Annotated in this window: 14 protein-coding genes; 12 read left to right on the top strand and 2 right to left on the bottom strand. The window is 36.1% G+C overall.

Annotated elements, in window-relative coordinates:
* The first annotated feature begins 12 nt into the window (after positions 1 to 12).
* The gene (gene pth / locus RLT85_RS09300) at positions 13 to 633 is read left to right on the top strand and encodes an aminoacyl-tRNA hydrolase (protein ID WP_311401760.1); all 621 of its coding nucleotides are present in this window, start codon (positions 13 to 15) and stop codon (positions 631 to 633) included.
* Between the two features lie 289 nt (positions 634 to 922).
* Here the strand turns inward: pth and RLT85_RS09295 are convergent, their stop codons facing one another.
* The gene (locus RLT85_RS09295; RefSeq protein ID WP_311401759.1) at positions 923 to 4,198 is read right to left on the bottom strand and encodes a zinc-dependent metalloprotease; all 3,276 of its coding nucleotides are present in this window, start codon (positions 4,196 to 4,198) and stop codon (positions 923 to 925) included.
* Between the two features lie 73 nt (positions 4,199 to 4,271).
* Here RLT85_RS09295 and RLT85_RS09290 point away from each other — a divergent pair, with 73 nt between their 5' ends.
* From RLT85_RS09290 to RLT85_RS09240, 11 genes are all read left to right on the top strand, one after another.
* Positions 4,272 to 5,204 carry a bifunctional riboflavin kinase/FAD synthetase gene (locus RLT85_RS09290; RefSeq protein WP_311401758.1) on the top strand — a complete coding sequence of 311 codons (933 nt, stop codon included), beginning with the start codon at positions 4,272 to 4,274 and terminating at the stop codon, positions 5,202 to 5,204.
* Between the two features lie 2 nt (positions 5,205 to 5,206).
* Entirely contained in the window at positions 5,207 to 6,523 is a 1,317-nt protein-coding gene (locus RLT85_RS09285; protein ID WP_311401757.1) for an HTTM domain-containing protein, read from the top strand.
* An 89-nt stretch (positions 6,524 to 6,612) separates the two neighbouring features.
* The gene (serS, locus tag RLT85_RS09280; RefSeq protein WP_311401756.1) at positions 6,613 to 7,884 is read left to right on the top strand and encodes a serine--tRNA ligase; all 1,272 of its coding nucleotides are present in this window, start codon (positions 6,613 to 6,615) and stop codon (positions 7,882 to 7,884) included.
* Positions 7,885 to 7,961: 77 nt separating this feature from the next.
* Complete coding sequence (locus RLT85_RS09275) at positions 7,962 to 9,755, top strand: tetratricopeptide repeat protein (RefSeq protein WP_311401755.1); 1,794 nt, start codon at positions 7,962 to 7,964, stop codon at positions 9,753 to 9,755.
* A gap of 17 nt (positions 9,756 to 9,772) precedes the next feature.
* Positions 9,773 to 10,081, top strand: coding sequence for a DUF4286 family protein (locus RLT85_RS09270; protein WP_311401754.1), 309 nt, complete (start codon positions 9,773 to 9,775; stop codon positions 10,079 to 10,081).
* Positions 10,078 to 10,944 (top strand): 16S rRNA (adenine(1518)-N(6)/adenine(1519)-N(6))-dimethyltransferase RsmA, encoded by an 867-nt coding sequence (gene rsmA, locus RLT85_RS09265; RefSeq protein WP_311401753.1) that lies wholly within the window; start codon positions 10,078 to 10,080, stop codon positions 10,942 to 10,944. The genes RLT85_RS09270 and rsmA overlap by 4 nt, the downstream gene beginning before the upstream one ends.
* Positions 10,925 to 12,277 (top strand): magnesium transporter, encoded by a 1,353-nt coding sequence (mgtE, locus tag RLT85_RS09260; protein ID WP_311401752.1) that lies wholly within the window; start codon positions 10,925 to 10,927, stop codon positions 12,275 to 12,277. The genes rsmA and mgtE overlap by 20 nt, the downstream gene beginning before the upstream one ends.
* A gap of 188 nt (positions 12,278 to 12,465) precedes the next feature.
* Positions 12,466 to 12,867 carry an acyl-CoA thioesterase gene (locus RLT85_RS09255; RefSeq protein ID WP_311401751.1) on the top strand — a complete coding sequence of 134 codons (402 nt, stop codon included), beginning with the start codon at positions 12,466 to 12,468 and terminating at the stop codon, positions 12,865 to 12,867.
* Between the two features lie 2 nt (positions 12,868 to 12,869).
* Entirely contained in the window at positions 12,870 to 13,808 is a 939-nt protein-coding gene (locus tag RLT85_RS09250; protein WP_311401750.1) for a 2-hydroxyacid dehydrogenase, read from the top strand.
* Positions 13,809 to 13,919: 111 nt separating this feature from the next.
* Positions 13,920 to 14,375 carry a DUF1801 domain-containing protein gene (locus RLT85_RS09245; RefSeq protein WP_311401749.1) on the top strand — a complete coding sequence of 152 codons (456 nt, stop codon included), beginning with the start codon at positions 13,920 to 13,922 and terminating at the stop codon, positions 14,373 to 14,375.
* Between the two features lie 6 nt (positions 14,376 to 14,381).
* Positions 14,382 to 14,768, top strand: a complete 387-nt coding sequence (locus RLT85_RS09240) for a VOC family protein (protein ID WP_311401748.1) — start codon at positions 14,382 to 14,384, stop codon at positions 14,766 to 14,768.
* 51 nt (positions 14,769 to 14,819) lie between these two features.
* Here the strand turns inward: RLT85_RS09240 and RLT85_RS09235 are convergent, their stop codons facing one another.
* A complete protein-coding gene (locus RLT85_RS09235) occupies positions 14,820 to 15,458 on the bottom strand; it encodes an SDR family oxidoreductase (RefSeq protein ID WP_311401747.1) in 639 nt (212 codons plus the stop codon).
* Positions 15,459 to 15,465 lie beyond the last annotated feature (7 nt).

The raw sequence follows: 15,465 nt of genomic DNA, 5'->3' as shown, positions 1-15,465 counted from the left end.
AATTATAAAATTATGCTTTCTTTCTTCGGAAAAATTTTAGCAAAACCTAAATCTGTTGAACCTGATATGAAAAAGTTTCTAGTAGTAGGCCTAGGTAATATAGGTCCTAAATACCACAACACGAGACACAATATTGGTTTTAAAGTATTAGATCATCTAGCAAACGAAAATGAAATTTCATTTGAAACCGTAAAGCTAGGAGATAAAGCTACCTATAAGTTTAAGGGAAGAACGTTTATTCTTATAAAGCCAAGTACCTTTATGAACCTTAGCGGAAAAGCAGTGAGGTATTGGTTAGAGAAAGAGAAGATAAATTTGGAAAACCTTTTGGTGATTACAGACGACTTAAATCTTCCATTTGGAACCTTAAGATTAAAAGCCAAAGGAAGTGATGGCGGGCACAACGGCCTAAAGGATATTCAGCAGCAGCTTAACACTTCAAAATACAATAGATTTAGGTTTGGGATTAGTGATGAGTTTTCTAAAGGAAAACAAATTGATTATGTGTTGGGAGAATGGGGTGAGGAAGAAGAAAAACAAATGAAAGAACGCCTAGATAAATCGGTGGACTTGATTAAATCTTTTGGCACCGCAGGCTTATCTAATACCATGAATATGTTTAATGGTAAATAAATTTTGTTTTCCGATAACAAAACTTATTCATAGCTAACCGCTGAATACTAGCAGTTTAAAATAAATCAAATAAAAAAGGGGAAGCTTTTGCTTCCCCTTTTTTGTATTCTAAAATTAGAGTTCTTATATCAATTTAATTATGTAAAGTCACACAGAAAGCGAAGTTGCATTTTTGTTCCATGACGCTGCGATTAGTTTGCATAGCAGTAGCTATGGAAACTATGAACAAGGAAATAGAACGGAAAATGAACGAGTTTGAATGAGCCATTACATTGTTAATTTGATATTATTATTGAACGATAATCTTTTTGGTGATAGAATTGTTTTTATCACTTACTCTCACAAAGTAAACACCAGCCTGAGCCTTAGCTAAGCTTATGCTTTCTTGTACCCTATGTTGAGCTTCAACTTTTCTGCTATGTACCAATCTTCCTGCCACATCATACACTTGTATGGTTGTAGGTTGCGGGTTGGTAGCGTTTAAACTAATGTTAAACTCTCCATTATTTGGGTTTGGCCAAATGCTAAAAGAAGAAGCTAGAGAAGCATCATCTGTAGCAAGCTCTCCAACAGTTAAGGTGTAATCCTCTACTTCTCCATCAAATCCTGTATTACATGAAGTAGGATAAGCATTAAATTGAGTAGAGACTCTCATAATTGTATTTCCTTCTAACGCATCTGTAGGAATAGTAATAGACATGGGAGAGTTGTTAGTAGGTATGTCTGAGCCATTAGAGGCAACACCTAAATTGTACTCTTCTCCTGGATCATCAAAACTACAGTTTTGATTCCAATCTATCCATACCATAGCTCCTAGAGGATAATTTCCATCGGTATTTAAATTAATCGTTAAGCCATAAGATTCTCCAAATGCAACCCCTGTAGAAATATCTGTATAATCACTGTAACCCGATGGTTTACCAGAGGCATTGTTGATGTTATTAAAGTTAACTAAGGTTATAGACGTACCATATTGAGTTGTTCCACTAGATTCGCAAAGCTCACAAGAGGTTGTGGTGAAACTAAACACATCAGAAAAACTAGTGTCATCACAACTATTGCTAGCCATAATTTTCCAGTAGTAGGTGGTTTCATTTTGTGCCGAAGAAAACGCATAGGTGTTATCGTTTACTTCTACTTCTTCTACAATCGTAGTAAAATCAGTATCTGTGGCGATTTGAAGCGTGTAAAACTCTACATTATCAGAGCTTTCCCAAGTTAAAACCGGAGTTGCAGGAACATCAGTTTCTCCATCTGTAGGGGTTAATAAATTAGGTGCTTCAATACTAGCATCAAAAACCTTTAAAACCGCATCAAAAGATTTGGTTACCGCTGTTGAGGTTCCAACAATTTCAAACTCATAAGTACCAACGTCTACGCCGGCTGTACCTGTAATATTTAAACTTAGATCTGTATCGTTTGCAGTAGCAGTAGCAGGTGTAAACGTAGCAGTTAATCCGCTAGGAAGACCTGTTGTAGAGAAAGTTGTAGTTTCTGTAAACCCTAAGAACGTGTTATAAGTAAAATTATAGACAGCATCATCTGGTTGACAAACAGAAACGGTAGTTTCCTCTAAATTAATCACAAATTCTGCTTCTTGAACTGAAATTGATTCTTCGTTCACCGCATAGAAAATATTATCGGCAGCCTCTACCATAATTCTAGCATCTGCAATAGTTCCAACAGAAGGAACAATTATAGAAGCCGAACCATTATTTGGAAGATCTTCAGCAACAATAACATCAAAATTTAATCCGCCGTCTATACTCATAAGAATGTTTACGTTGGCAGCGTTAATAGATCCGCTGTTTGTATTCGCTACGTCCCAAGTAATAGTTTGGTTTTCTCCAACATTCCAAGTGATTTCTGTAGAATTTTGTGAAGTCACTACAAAAGGACCTGCAGTTGCATCCACGTTTACGGTCATTAAATCAGCATCTGTTTGCCCAATTCCTTCGGCAAATCCACTACCATTATCTCTAACCATAAAAGCAAAATTCATCTCTCTGGTTACTGAAGGTGTTACTTCCCAAGTTGGCGTAAGATCACCATTTAATACATCTTCTAATTTTGGCATATATCTATTAGGAGATTCTGTTGGCAAAATAGATCTGTACAAAGGACCTTGCGTCCACGTGGGTTGTGGCGTACCACTTCCTGGAGCTACTTCTGGATCATTTTGAGACCAGTTATAGGTATGTGTTGTAGTTCCATCAGGATCTGTAGCATTTCCTCTCAATACGTAAGCAGTAGATTTAGGAATCGTAAAATCTGCTCCTGCATCTGCAACTGGAGCTTGATTAGGAATACTAATTTCTACATCACACGAGCTACTAACACCGTTTTGTATGTTTTGACTTATGTCTCTAACATTTACATAATTAAAATGTGCATCACTATTAGACTGTACGTTTGTTGCACATATTCCAGCATACCCCATTACAGAGCTTCCACTAGCAGGTTCTACTTCCGTTTGTCCGCTACCACTTCTAGAACAAGTATTCATTGTATGATAACCACCAAATTGGTGACCCATTTCGTGCGCTACATAATCAATATCAAAAGCATCACCAGTTGGGTTAGAGCTTCCTGTAAAACCACTTCCTTTACTACCAGAGGTACATACACAGCCTATACAACCTGCATTACCACCACCAGAAGTGTTAAAATTGTGTCCAATATCATAGTTTGCATCTCCTATTTCAGCATCAATAACCGTTTGGGTGGTACTGTTATATTCTCCGTTCCAAGGATCACTGTTCGTTGCGCCATAATAGATGATGTCATCATTATTAGCCACAAAAATTAAAGTAATCGCAAGATCTCTTTCATAGATTTCATTTACTCTATTAATCGTAATAGTCATTTGCGCTTGTATATCGGCTACTTCTGTGCCAGCATTCGCAAAAATATTACCGTATTCTGCATTACAAGATTGTGCCAGTCTGTATGTTCTATGAATGCTATCATCCGTATCTAATATTTTTCCTGCATTTCCGTTAAGGGAAGGAAGATCCATATCGTTCTCCGTAAGACATTCAAAATCTGTAGAAGTCTTGGTTAAATCCTTACGGTTATAAATAATGTAATTTTCATTATTAGTAGTGTAAGGATCAATGTAAGTCGCACTTCTTTTTCCAGAAAGACTCATACTGTGCAATCCAAATTGGGTAATACTCAAGCGTACGGTAGCGGTAGGATCATTTACTCCAACTGCCTTATACGTTCTAATATTTGGGAATTTGTTTTGTAATTCTTCTTCCATAATTGAAGAAGAAGCAATTTTAAATTTCTCGAATTTTCCATTTTCCATAGGAAGTTCAATTACAACAGGAGAATCTCCAGTAAAATTTCCTCTCTCAGGAGCTTGTTCTACTACCGCTTTAAAAGCATCTAAATCTAGGTGGTATAGGTGATAAGCAGTAGGTGTAGAAGCTCTTCGGGTTTTTTCTAATTGGCTTAATGCCTTGTCTGTAGTTTTGGTCCAATAATTATTTTGTCCTGAAACTGAAAAAGCCAAGAAAAATATTACTAAACCTAAAACATGACGTAAATTTGTTCTCATATTTTGTGTAGATTAAGTTAAGCCTTAAAAATAAAGTAATTTTAAGGTTCAGTAAAAAGTATTAAGTTAAAATATGAATAAGCCTAATATATTAAGTGATATCATTAAGCCCTCAGTCGTTACTATTGGTACATTTGACGGGGTTCATGTAGGTCATCAAAAAATCATTCAGCGGTTAATGGATGTAGCTAAGAAGAATCATCTAGACGCTGCTATTCTTACTTTTTTTCCGCATCCTAGAATGGTTTTGCAAAAAGAGGCTGGAATAAAATTGATTAATACGATTGACGAACGTAAAGAAATTATTAAAAGTAAAGGCATAGACCGGCTAATCGTTCATCCTTTTACGAAAGAATTTTCTAGACTTACGGCCAAAGAATATGTAGAGCAGATTTTAGTCAAACAACTCAACGCTAAAAAAATCATTATAGGTTACGATCATCGCTTCGGAAGAAATAGAAATGCCGATATTCAAGATCTTAAAGCTTTAGGAAAAACTTTTGGCTTTACCGTAGAAGAAATTTCTAAACAAGATATAGAAGAAGTTGCGGTGAGTTCTACCAAAATAAGAAAAGCCATTGAAACCGGAGATATATACAAAGCAAACACCTTTCTAGGAAGTCTTTTTTCGCTGAAAGGAAAAGTTATTAAAGGAAAAAGCCTAGGGAGAACTTTAGGATTCCCTACAGCCAATCTAGAAATAAAAGAAGACTATAAAATTATTCCTAAAAATGGCGTTTATATCGTGCAAGCGCAATTAAACAATACTAGGGTTTACGGAATCACGAATATAGGAACCAATCCTACCGTTGGCGGAGAAGAACAGACTATAGAAACTTACTTCTTAGATATAGATCAAGATTTGTACGGTCAAGAATTAAATATTCAGTTGTTAAAAAGAATACGCGACGAAAAAAAGTTTTGTGAAGTACCGCAACTGGTCGAAGCTATGCAAGAAGATCTAGAGAAAACAAAAACCTACATTCAACAATTAAAAGAAGCTTAATTATGATAAATAAGTGGCTTTTTAAACATATTGATAACAGCGCTTTAGTTTTATTTAGAATTTTCTTCGGAATTTTACTCACCCTAGAAGCTTGGGGTGCATTATTTACGGGTTGGATTGACCGTACGTTAATGGCACCACAACAAACCTTCAACTTCATTGGGTTCGATTTTTTACAGCCGCTTCCAGGCAACGGAATGTATTACTATTACTTTGTCATGGGTATCTTTGGCGTGATGGTGACCTTGGGTTATAAATACCGTTGGAGCCTTTCTGCCTTTACCGTGATGTGGACTTGCGTTTACCTCATGCAAAAATCCAGTTACAACAATCACTATTATTTACTGGTGCTCATTTGTCTTTTTATGCTTTTGGTGCCTGCAAATGCCAATTTGTCTTTAGATGCCAAAAATAACGAGAAAATAAGGTCGATATCCACTCCGCGATGGGTGCATTTATTTATCATATTGCAGCTATTAATCGTGTACACTTACGCTTCTTTTGCAAAATTTTATCCAGATTGGTTGGATGGAACCGTAGCCGAAATCTTGATGCGTTCCAAAAAAGATTATTGGTTGGTTGGAAATATTTTACAAGAAAAATGGACGCACGTAACTATTATATATTTCGGGATTTTATTTGATTTATTGATAGTTCCTCTATTATTATGGAAAAGAACCAGAACGCTCATGTTTATCTTTGCGATTTTCTTTCACTTGTTTAACAGTTTTGTATTTAGAATAGGAATTTTCCCGTATTTATCCTTGGCATTCTGCTTATTCTTTTTTCCAACAGAAATAATTCATAAGCGCTTCAAAATCAGAAAAGAATATTACGATAAAGCAGAAGTTTTAGTGCCTTCTAGGGCAGGATTAATGAAAGCTTTTTTCGTTGCTTGGTTTGTTATCCAAATAAGTCTTCCGTTAAGGCATTGGTTTATTAGAGGAGATGTGTTGCATACAGAAGAGGGTCACCGTTTAAGTTGGCGTATGATGTTACGAAGCAAAAGCGGAATAAGTACATTTAAGGTGGTAGATAAAAACACGGGAGAAAGTACCATCATAAAAAAATCAGATTATCTTTCTAAAAAACAATTGCGCACGGTAAGCGCTAAACCCGATGCTATTTGGCAATTCGCTCAGCGTTTAAAGAAAGAATATGCAGCAAAAGGCCAAGATGTTTCTGTTTTTGTAGATGCTAAAATAAGTGTTAATCGCGGTCCTTATGAACAACTTACAGACAGTTCGGTAGATCTAGGTTCGGCAAAATGGGATTATTTCTTCCACAACGAGTGGATTTTACTTCCCGAAGAGCAGTAAATCTTAATTCAAATCTTTAACTTTGACGCTTTATTTTATTTCCGTCAAGCGGAAGTAAAAACGTTATTGTTATATAAATTGAACATACTATGTTACAAGTAGCCCAAATTAGAGCGAACAAAGAAGCTTATATCAAAGCTTTAGCAAAAAGAAATTTTAAGGCAGAAGCCCTTTTTGAAGAAGTTTTGCAACTAGATGAAACCCGAAGAACGACTCAAACCGAGTTGGACGAAACTTTGGCAGAGTCTAACCGCTTATCCAAAGAAATAGGGCTTTTATTTAAATCCGGGGAGCAGCAAAAAGCCAATAAAGTAAAAGAACAAACCGGAAACTTAAAAGAGACGTCAAGAGAATTAACAGAGAAGCTGCAAGAAGTTTCTAATGCGTTAAACGAAATTCTTTATACGATTCCCAACGTTCCGCATGAGTCAGTTCCGGCAGGAGTGACTGAAGACGATAATGAAGAAATTTTTAAGGAAGGAGAAATCCCAACTTTAGAGAAAGATGCTTTACCACACTGGGAGTTGGCAAAAAAATACGACATCATCAACTTTGAATTGGGTAATAAAATTACCGGCGCAGGTTTTCCCGTATATAAAGGAAAAGGAGCCAGGCTTCAACGTGCGTTGATTACTTATTTCTTAGATAAAAACATAGCTGCGGGTTATACAGAATACCAAGTGCCACTAGCCGTAAATGCTGATTCTGGTTTTGGAACAGGGCAATTGCCAGATAAAGAAGGGCAAATGTACCACATGCAAGAAGATGATTTGTATTTAATACCGACATCAGAAGTGCCAATAACTAATATGTTTAGAGGAGATTTGTTGGAAGCAAACCAATTGCCAATCGCGTGTACTGCTTTTACGCCATGTTTTAGAAGAGAAGCGGGTTCTTATGGAGCGCACGTAAGAGGTTTAAACCGTTTACATCAATTTGATAAAGTAGAATTGGTAAATTTAACAAAACCAGAAGATTCTTATGCTACCTTAGATGCGATGACAGAACACATTCAAGGTATTTTAAGAGAGTTGAAATTGCCTTATAGAATTTTGCGTTTATGCGGAGGAGATTTAGGATTTACTTCAGCTTTAACCTATGATTTTGAGTTGTTTTCTGCGGGTCAAGATCGCTGGTTAGAAATTTCTTCGGTTTCTAATTTTGAAACTTTTCAGGCCAACCGATTAAAAGTCAGGTACAAAAATGACCAAGGTAAAAAAGAGCTTATCCATACCCTTAACGGAAGTTCATTAGCACTACCTCGTGTGATTGCAGGAATTCTAGAAAACTACCAAACCCCAAACGGAATTAAAATCCCAGAGGTTTTAGTACCTTATACAGGTTTTGATATGATAGATTAAAGAAATTCTAATCTCTATTTTAGGAAAGATAAAAAATTAAAAAACCATATTTAAACGCATTTTGCTATCTTAGCAAGATGCGTTTTTTAGTTACACTCCTATTCTTTTTTATAGTTTCTGTAGGCTTTTCACAGTCTTCAGCCTTGGCGAATAATTATTTTGATCAAGGGGAATATGAAAAAGCAAAGGCGATTTATCAAAAAATCTACGATAAAAATCCGCGAGACGTAAGAAATATTAAGCAATTAGTGGCGACGTATCAAGAACTTCAAGAATACCAAGCTGCAGAAAAAATATTGTTGAAGGAGTTAAAAGGAAATGTGATTTATCCCAATTTATGGATTGATTTAGGTTACAATTACCAACTGCAAAATAAGTCAGATAAAGCAGAAGAGAATTATCAAGAAGCCATCGCAACGGTTAAAAAAACGACCGCGTACGCGTATGCCGTGGGAAGATCTTTTCAGCAATATAATTTATTAGATGAAGCCATTATTACCTATGAAACGGCTTTAAAAGATAAAAGCAATGCTAACTTCTCTGTAGAATTGGCAAGGATTTATGGAGAGAAAGGGAAGTTGGACAAAATGTTTGAAAGTTACCTCAAGCTTATTGAAGAAGAACCAAAATACCTCTATGCGATTAAGCGGAATCTCGCCGAATTTGTAAATGAAGATAAAGACAATGAAGCCAACCAAATACTTCGGAAAACTCTACTATTAAAAAATCAGCAAAAACCAGATGTGATGTATAATGCGTTGCTAAGCTGGTTGTTTACACAGCAAAAAGAATATCAAAAAGCATTTGTACAAGAGCGAGCGATTTACGTAAGGTCACCACAAAAAAATATGCGGCCTATGTTTGAGTTGGCTAATTTGGCCGAAGAAGAAAATCAATTGGATGCGGCCAGAGAAATCTTTGATTACCTTATTGAAAACGAAGAGATTTTATCTAGAAAAGTAGAAGCCCAAGCAGCACTTTTGCAGTTAGAAATAGACCATTCCACACCAAAAGAATATAAAAATATTGACGAAAAATTTCAACGAGTGTTTACTGAATTTGCCCAAGCAACTCCCACGGAAATATTTCCTATTCAATTGCAATATGTAAAGTTTTTAGCTTTTCAGCAAGACGATAAAACTTCCGCTTTAGCGAAATTAGAAGCGCTATTAAACTCACGAATCAACCGCTATGAAGAAGCACAAACTAAACTTGTAAAAGCAGATATTTTGGTGCTGCAAGAGCAATTTAACCAAGCGCTTATTTACTACAGTCAAATTCAGAAATTACTACAAAACTCGGTCATTGCTCAAGAAGCCACATTTAAAATTGCTAAAACCAGTTTTTATAAAGGTGATTTTGATTGGGCAAAAACGCAGTTGAAAGTATTAAAAACAGCTACTTCCAAACTCATCGCCAATGATGCGCTGCAATTGCATTTATTGATTAACGACAATATGCAAGGCATCGACTCTACGCATACGGCTTTAAAGCAGTTCGCTAAAGCGGATTTGTTAGCGTATCAAAATAAAGAGGTAGAAGCACTTGCTATTTTAGACAAGATTCTAGCCGAAAATAAAGGCTTATCTGTAGAAGATGATGCGTTATTTAGGAAGTCGAAAATCTTGCTGGAGCAGAAAAATTTTGAAGCAGCAATAGAAAGTTTAAATGCTATTTTAAGCATTACTCCGCCTAGTATTTATGCCGCTAGAACGTATTTTTTATTGGCTAAAACCTACGAGGAAGAACTAAATGATCCCGAAAACGCCAAAAATAATTATGAAAAAATTATTTTTGAACACGAAGATAGTATTTACTATAACGAAGCCCGAAAAAAATATAGGCAGCTTCGGGGAGATGCGATTCATTAATTATAATAAAAGATTTTATGTACATATATAATGTTACCATTAATGTGTTGGAGGAAGCCCATGACGATTGGCTGCAATGGATGAAAGAAGAACATATTCCTCAAATGTTAGCTACGGGTAAGTTTATAAAGGCCTTAATGACTAAGGTTTTGGTAGAAGAGGAGATGGGTGGTATTACGTATTCGGTGCAATACACTACAAAAGATAAAGTGACTTTAGAAGCGTATTATCAAGAAAACGCAAAGGATTTAAGAGCGGCTTCCAAAAGGTTTAAAGACAAATTTGTGGCCTTTAGAACCGAGTTAGAAGTGGTAAGCGAACAATGAAAAAGAAATTTAAACCTTACAAAAACAAAGATTTTTCTTCGGGCAAACCGCAGCAAGATGCCGTTAGAGCAAAGAAACATCTAGGTCAGCATTTTTTAAAAGATGAAGAGGTGGCGCAACGCATTGGCGATACGCTTACGCTCAATAACTATGAAAATGTACTAGAGATAGGTCCGGGAACGGGAGTGCTTACAAAGTATATTTTGCAAAAAGGTAAAAAGGTAAAGGTGATGGATTTGGATAGAGAATCTATTTACTACCTGCAAGACAGCTTTGCTTTAGAACACCCAGAAGTTCCTGTAAAAGATTTTGAAATTTTAGAAGCCGATTTTCTTAAAGCAGATTTAAGTACGCTTTTTAACGGAGAACCTTTTGCAATTACGGGAAATTTCCCATACAATATTTCTACACAAATTGTTTTTAAAGCGATAGAAAATAGAGATCTAGTGCCTGAATTTACTGGGATGTTTCAAAAGGAAGTAGCCAAGCGTATTTGTGAAAAAGAAGGCAGTAAAACCTACGGAATCCTATCGGTATTTACGCAAGCCTATTTTGAAGCCGATTATTTATTTACGGTTCCGCCAACGGTATTTAATCCGCCGCCAAAAGTAGAAAGTGGCGTGTTGCGACTTATTAGAAAAGAAGATTATTCGCTTCCGGTAGAAGAGAAATTATTTTTTAAAGTGGTAAAAACTGCTTTCAATCAGCGACGAAAAACCTTAAGAAACAGTTTAAAAACCTTTCAATTATCAGACAGTTTAAAAGAAGATAGTATCTTTGGCCAGCGCCCAGAGCAATTATCGGTCGCACAATTTTTAGAACTCACCCAAAAAATAGCAGAAGATGCAGTTTCAGATAAGTAAAAAACTTATAGAACGTATTGAGCAACTCGTTGAAGAGAAAAACAACGCGGAGTTAAAGCTGCATTTAGAAGAATTACACCACGCCGATATTGCCGATATTTTAGATGAAATATCGCTAGATGACGCTACCTATGTGATCAAACTTCTAGGAAGTCATAAAACCGCTGAGGTTTTAATGGAGTTGAGTGAAGTAGATCGGGATAAAATTTTTAACAATCTTTCTGCTAAAGAAATTGCCTTAGAGATTGAAGAAATGGACACCGATGATGCCGCCGATATTGTGGCAGAACTATCTGACGATCTCAAACATAGTGTAATCTCGCATATTGAAGACGAAGAACACGCCGACAATATTGTAGAGCTTTTGCGATATGACGAAGATTCTGCTGGGGGATTAATGGCAAAAGAGCTGGTAAAAGTAAATGAAAATTGGAGTGTTACAGGTTGTATGAGTGAGATGCGAGAGCAAGCCGAAGAGGTGACGCGCGTTCACTCCATTTATGTGGTAGACAACAAAGATCGGCTTAAGGGAAGACTTTCGCTTAAAGACTTGCTTACTGCGTCTAGCGATGCTCAAATAAGCGATATTTATATAGACAAAGTAGATTATGTGACGGTGCATACGCCAGGAGAAGAAGTGGCGAGAATTATGCAAAAGTATGATTTGGAAGCCATTCCTGTCATCAACGAATTGGGTCGCTTGGTAGGAAGAATTACCGTAGATGATATCATCGATTTTATAAAGGAAGAAGCCGAAAAAGATTACCAAATGGCAGCTGGTATTTCTGAAGATGTAGAGGCAGATGACAGTCTTTGGCAACTTACTCGAGCGCGCTTACCATGGTTAATCTTGGCGCTTATAGGAGGTTTTGTTTCGGTAAAAGTTTTAGGAACATTTGATGCCGCTATGGAAAAACATGGTGAGCTTTTCTTTTTTGTACCCCTTATTGCTGCGATGGCAGGGAATGTGGGTGTGCAATCTTCGGCGATTGTGTTGCAAGGCTTGGCCAATCAAAGTTTAAGAGGGTCCCTGTTTAAACGCTTGCTTAAAGAGGTTTTATTAAGTTTACTTAACGGTGCCGTATTAGCTATTTTATTAATTGTTGGCGGTATGCTTTTGTTAAACCTTAATTTTGAATTTGGTCTAACCGTAGGTATATCTCTAATCTCGGTAATTATTACGGCCTCATTAATAGGTACTTTTGTTCCTATTATTTTAGATAAGCAAGGTATAGATCCCGCGATGGCAACGGGTCCTTTTATTACCACTAGTAACGATATTTGCGGAATTCTTATTTATTTTTCTATCGCCAAAATTGTCTTAGGTTTTTAGTACATTTCCCTGCGGGTCGGGCTTTACGCTATATCTTTTTTAGCTTTTATCAAAGCAAAAAAAGGATGTCGCTTCAATCCCTAATGCATAACAAATTATTTTCTACAAAAAACTCCTAGACGTCTCTCTTTAAGGCATAGCTGGACTCAAATTATAATTTGTTGTACATTTGAAAATAAAAAGCAGTTATGAAACCCATTTCTTATAGAGATGAGCTTGTGGTGCCCCCAGAAGTCATCGATAATCTTAACCATGTTAATAATGTTACCTATTTGCAATGGGTACAAGATGTGGGAGAAAAACATTGGAAAGCGAAAGCACCACAACACATACAAGAAAAATATGGCTGGGTAGTGCTTAACCATTATATAGAATACAAACATCCTTCCTACGAAGGGGACACGTTAACTTTAACCACTTGGATAGAAAGTTATAGCGGAGTAAAATGTGAACGAAAAACAGAGATTTACCGTAAAAAAGATCACAAACTGGTAGCTAAAGCCAAAACACTTTGGTGCTTTATCGATTTGCATAAGCAAAAACCTCAACGCATTCAGCCAGAAATTTCAGAACCTTTTTTTGAATTATAAGTATGAAAGTTTTACACGTAGATCGCAATCATCCGTTAATGCTAGAACAGCTTCAGGATTATGGTTTTCAAAATGAGGAAGATTATACTTCCACTAAAAATGAAATAGAGAAGAAGATTTCTAACTACGACGGGCTCATTATTAGAAGCCGATTTACTATAGATCAACGTTTTTTAGATGCCGCTACAAATCTCAAATTTATTGGAAGGCTAGGCGCAGGATTAGAAAATATAGATACTAATTATGCCAAACAAAAAGGAATTCAATTATTCTCTGCACCAGAAGGCAATCGCAATGCAGTAGGAGAACACGCCTTAGGTATGGTGTTGAGTTTATTCAACCATTTGCGAAGAGCAGATTACGAAGTGCGCAACGGCATTTGGAAGCGAGAAGAAAACCGTGGATTAGAATTAGAAGGTAAAACTTTAGGTCTCATTGGCTACGGAAATATGGGGAAAGCCTTTGCCAAAAAGCTGAGAGGTTTTGATTGTGAAGTGATTTTTTATGACCTTAAAGAAGGTATTGCCAATGAAGATGCTCAACAAGTAAGTTTACAAGAATTACAAGAAAGAGCCGAAGTCTTGAGCTTACATACTCCACTAACGAGCCTTACCGAAAATATGATTGATAGCGATTTTATCGCTTCTTTTAAAAAGCCATTTTGGTTGATTAATACGGCTAGAGGAAAATCTGTGGTGACACAAGATTTGGTAGAAGCACTTAAATCTGGTAAAATTTTGGGTGCTGGTTTAGATGTCTTAGAATACGAAAAATCTTCTTTCGAGCATCTTTTTAGTGAGAAGAAGCCTCTTCCAAAGGCTTTTCAATACCTGATTAAAGCAGACAATGTATTGTTAAGTCCGCATATTGCAGGATGGACCATAGAGAGCAAAGAGAAATTGGCTCAAGTTATCGTCGATAAAATCAAGCAAGTTTTTTAAATTTATGTTTTCGCTTCCGCGGAAGCGTAATAACGAAAGATTAGATATAAAAGTAATTTAGAGAAATACCCACAAGTATTTCACTGCCAATTACTGAATAAAAAGTATAAAATGACCTCAAAAGCTACTACACCAGAAGAATATATTCAAGAAGCTCCAGAAGAGCGCCAAGAGGCTTTAAAAAAGCTAAGAAAAACGATTCAACAAAATTTACCAAAGGGTTTTGAAGAAGGGATGCAATATGGGATGATAGGATATTATGTACCACATTCGGTTTATCCTGCAGGCTATCATTGCAAGCCAGAAGAACCTTTACCTTTTATGAGTTTTGCTTCTCAAAAAAACTCGGTTAATTTGTATCATTCGGGGATTTATGCAAATAAGAAATTACACGATTGGTTTGTAAATGAATATCCCAAACACGTAAAAACGAAATTAGACATGGGGAAAAGCTGTGTGCGTTTTAAGAAAGTTGAGCATATCCCTTATGATTTAATAGCCGAACTCGTACAAAAGATGTCAATGGAAGAGTGGATTTCTATCTACGAAGAAAACATAAAACGATAATTTAAGATGAAAAATAGAGTAACAGGTCTAGGAGGTTTTTTCTTTAAAACTAAAGATGCAAAGAAAACCAAAGAATGGTATGATAAACATTTGGGTTTAGGAACCGATGAGTACGGTAAAACTTTTTGGTGGAAAGATGAAAAAGGGAATGATTGTACTACCCAATGGAGCCCAATGGGCGAAGAAACCAAATATTTTGAGCCTTCGCAAAAGCAATTTATGATGAATTTTCGTGTAGAAAATTTAGTAGAGTTGTTAAAGGTTTTAAAAGAAGAAGGTGTAGAAATTGTAGGAGAGATGCAAGAATTTGAATATGGAAAATTTGGTTGGATCTTGGATCCTGAAGGCAATAAGATTGAGTTATGGGAGCCTAAAGATGATGCTTTTAAATAAAAAAATAGCCTTGTAAAATTTACAAGGCTATTTTCTTTAAGTGATTCTTTACTAAGAAACCTGATTGATTTCTTGTAAGGCTAATTCAGTTGCTCTTTCACCACTTAAAATTTCAAAAGTTTTATTTTTAAGCATATTGGGCTGTAGGCAATCTACTAAAACTTGCGCAACGTCTTTTCTTGGAATTTCTCCATATTCTCCTAATTTTTCGGCAGCTTTAATTTTATTTGTTTTTTCATTGTTAGTTAATGCTCCAGGACGTACAATGCTATATTCTAAAAAACTAGATTTTAAATGCTCATCTGCTTCTTTTTTAGCTTCTAAGTATTCTTGTAGTTCTTCGTTTTGTGAAGGATCATCTGTTCCCATAGAGCTTAGCATTACAAATTTTCTTACTCCTGCCGCCTTAGAACGGTCAATAAGATTAATTGCTCCATCACGGTCTACTTCTTTTACTTTCTTTCCTCCAGATCCGGCAGCAAAAATTACACGATCAATACCTTGTACTGCTGGCTCTACACCACCTTCTAAGTCAGCGATAATACTTTTTACGTTCATATTATCAAAAGTAGCTTGTTGCTCTTCTTTTCTTATCATTGCAATTGGCTCATAGCTTGCATGATCTTGTAAATTTTTTACAATTTCTCTTCCTGTGGTTCCGTTTGCTCCGGCTATCAATACTTTTTCCATAATTTTT

Source organism: Mesonia ostreae, assembly GCF_031845265.1.
In the GTDB taxonomy this organism is placed as follows: Bacteria; Bacteroidota; Bacteroidia; order Flavobacteriales; family Flavobacteriaceae; genus Mesonia; species Mesonia ostreae.
The sequence above is the reverse complement of the archived record's forward strand: the minus strand, read 5'-3'. Positions and strand labels throughout refer to the sequence as shown.

Coding starts and splice junctions, on each gene's coding strand:
- pth (WP_311401760.1), top strand. CDS start 13: ATGCTTTCTTTCTTCGGAAAAATTTTAGCAAAACCTAAATCTGTTGAA.
- RLT85_RS09295 (WP_311401759.1), bottom strand. CDS start 4,198: ATGAGAACAAATTTACGTCATGTTTTAGGTTTAGTAATATTTTTCTTG.
- RLT85_RS09290 (WP_311401758.1), top strand. CDS start 4,272: ATGAATAAGCCTAATATATTAAGTGATATCATTAAGCCCTCAGTCGTT.
- RLT85_RS09285 (WP_311401757.1), top strand. CDS start 5,207: ATGATAAATAAGTGGCTTTTTAAACATATTGATAACAGCGCTTTAGTT.
- serS (WP_311401756.1), top strand. CDS start 6,613: ATGTTACAAGTAGCCCAAATTAGAGCGAACAAAGAAGCTTATATCAAA.
- RLT85_RS09275 (WP_311401755.1), top strand. CDS start 7,962: ATGCGTTTTTTAGTTACACTCCTATTCTTTTTTATAGTTTCTGTAGGC.
- RLT85_RS09270 (WP_311401754.1), top strand. CDS start 9,773: ATGTACATATATAATGTTACCATTAATGTGTTGGAGGAAGCCCATGAC.
- rsmA (WP_311401753.1), top strand. CDS start 10,078: ATGAAAAAGAAATTTAAACCTTACAAAAACAAAGATTTTTCTTCGGGC.
- mgtE (WP_311401752.1), top strand. CDS start 10,925: ATGCAGTTTCAGATAAGTAAAAAACTTATAGAACGTATTGAGCAACTC.
- RLT85_RS09255 (WP_311401751.1), top strand. CDS start 12,466: ATGAAACCCATTTCTTATAGAGATGAGCTTGTGGTGCCCCCAGAAGTC.
- RLT85_RS09250 (WP_311401750.1), top strand. CDS start 12,870: ATGAAAGTTTTACACGTAGATCGCAATCATCCGTTAATGCTAGAACAG.
- RLT85_RS09245 (WP_311401749.1), top strand. CDS start 13,920: ATGACCTCAAAAGCTACTACACCAGAAGAATATATTCAAGAAGCTCCA.
- RLT85_RS09240 (WP_311401748.1), top strand. CDS start 14,382: ATGAAAAATAGAGTAACAGGTCTAGGAGGTTTTTTCTTTAAAACTAAA.
- RLT85_RS09235 (WP_311401747.1), bottom strand. CDS start 15,458: ATGGAAAAAGTATTGATAGCCGGAGCAAACGGAACCACAGGAAGAGAA.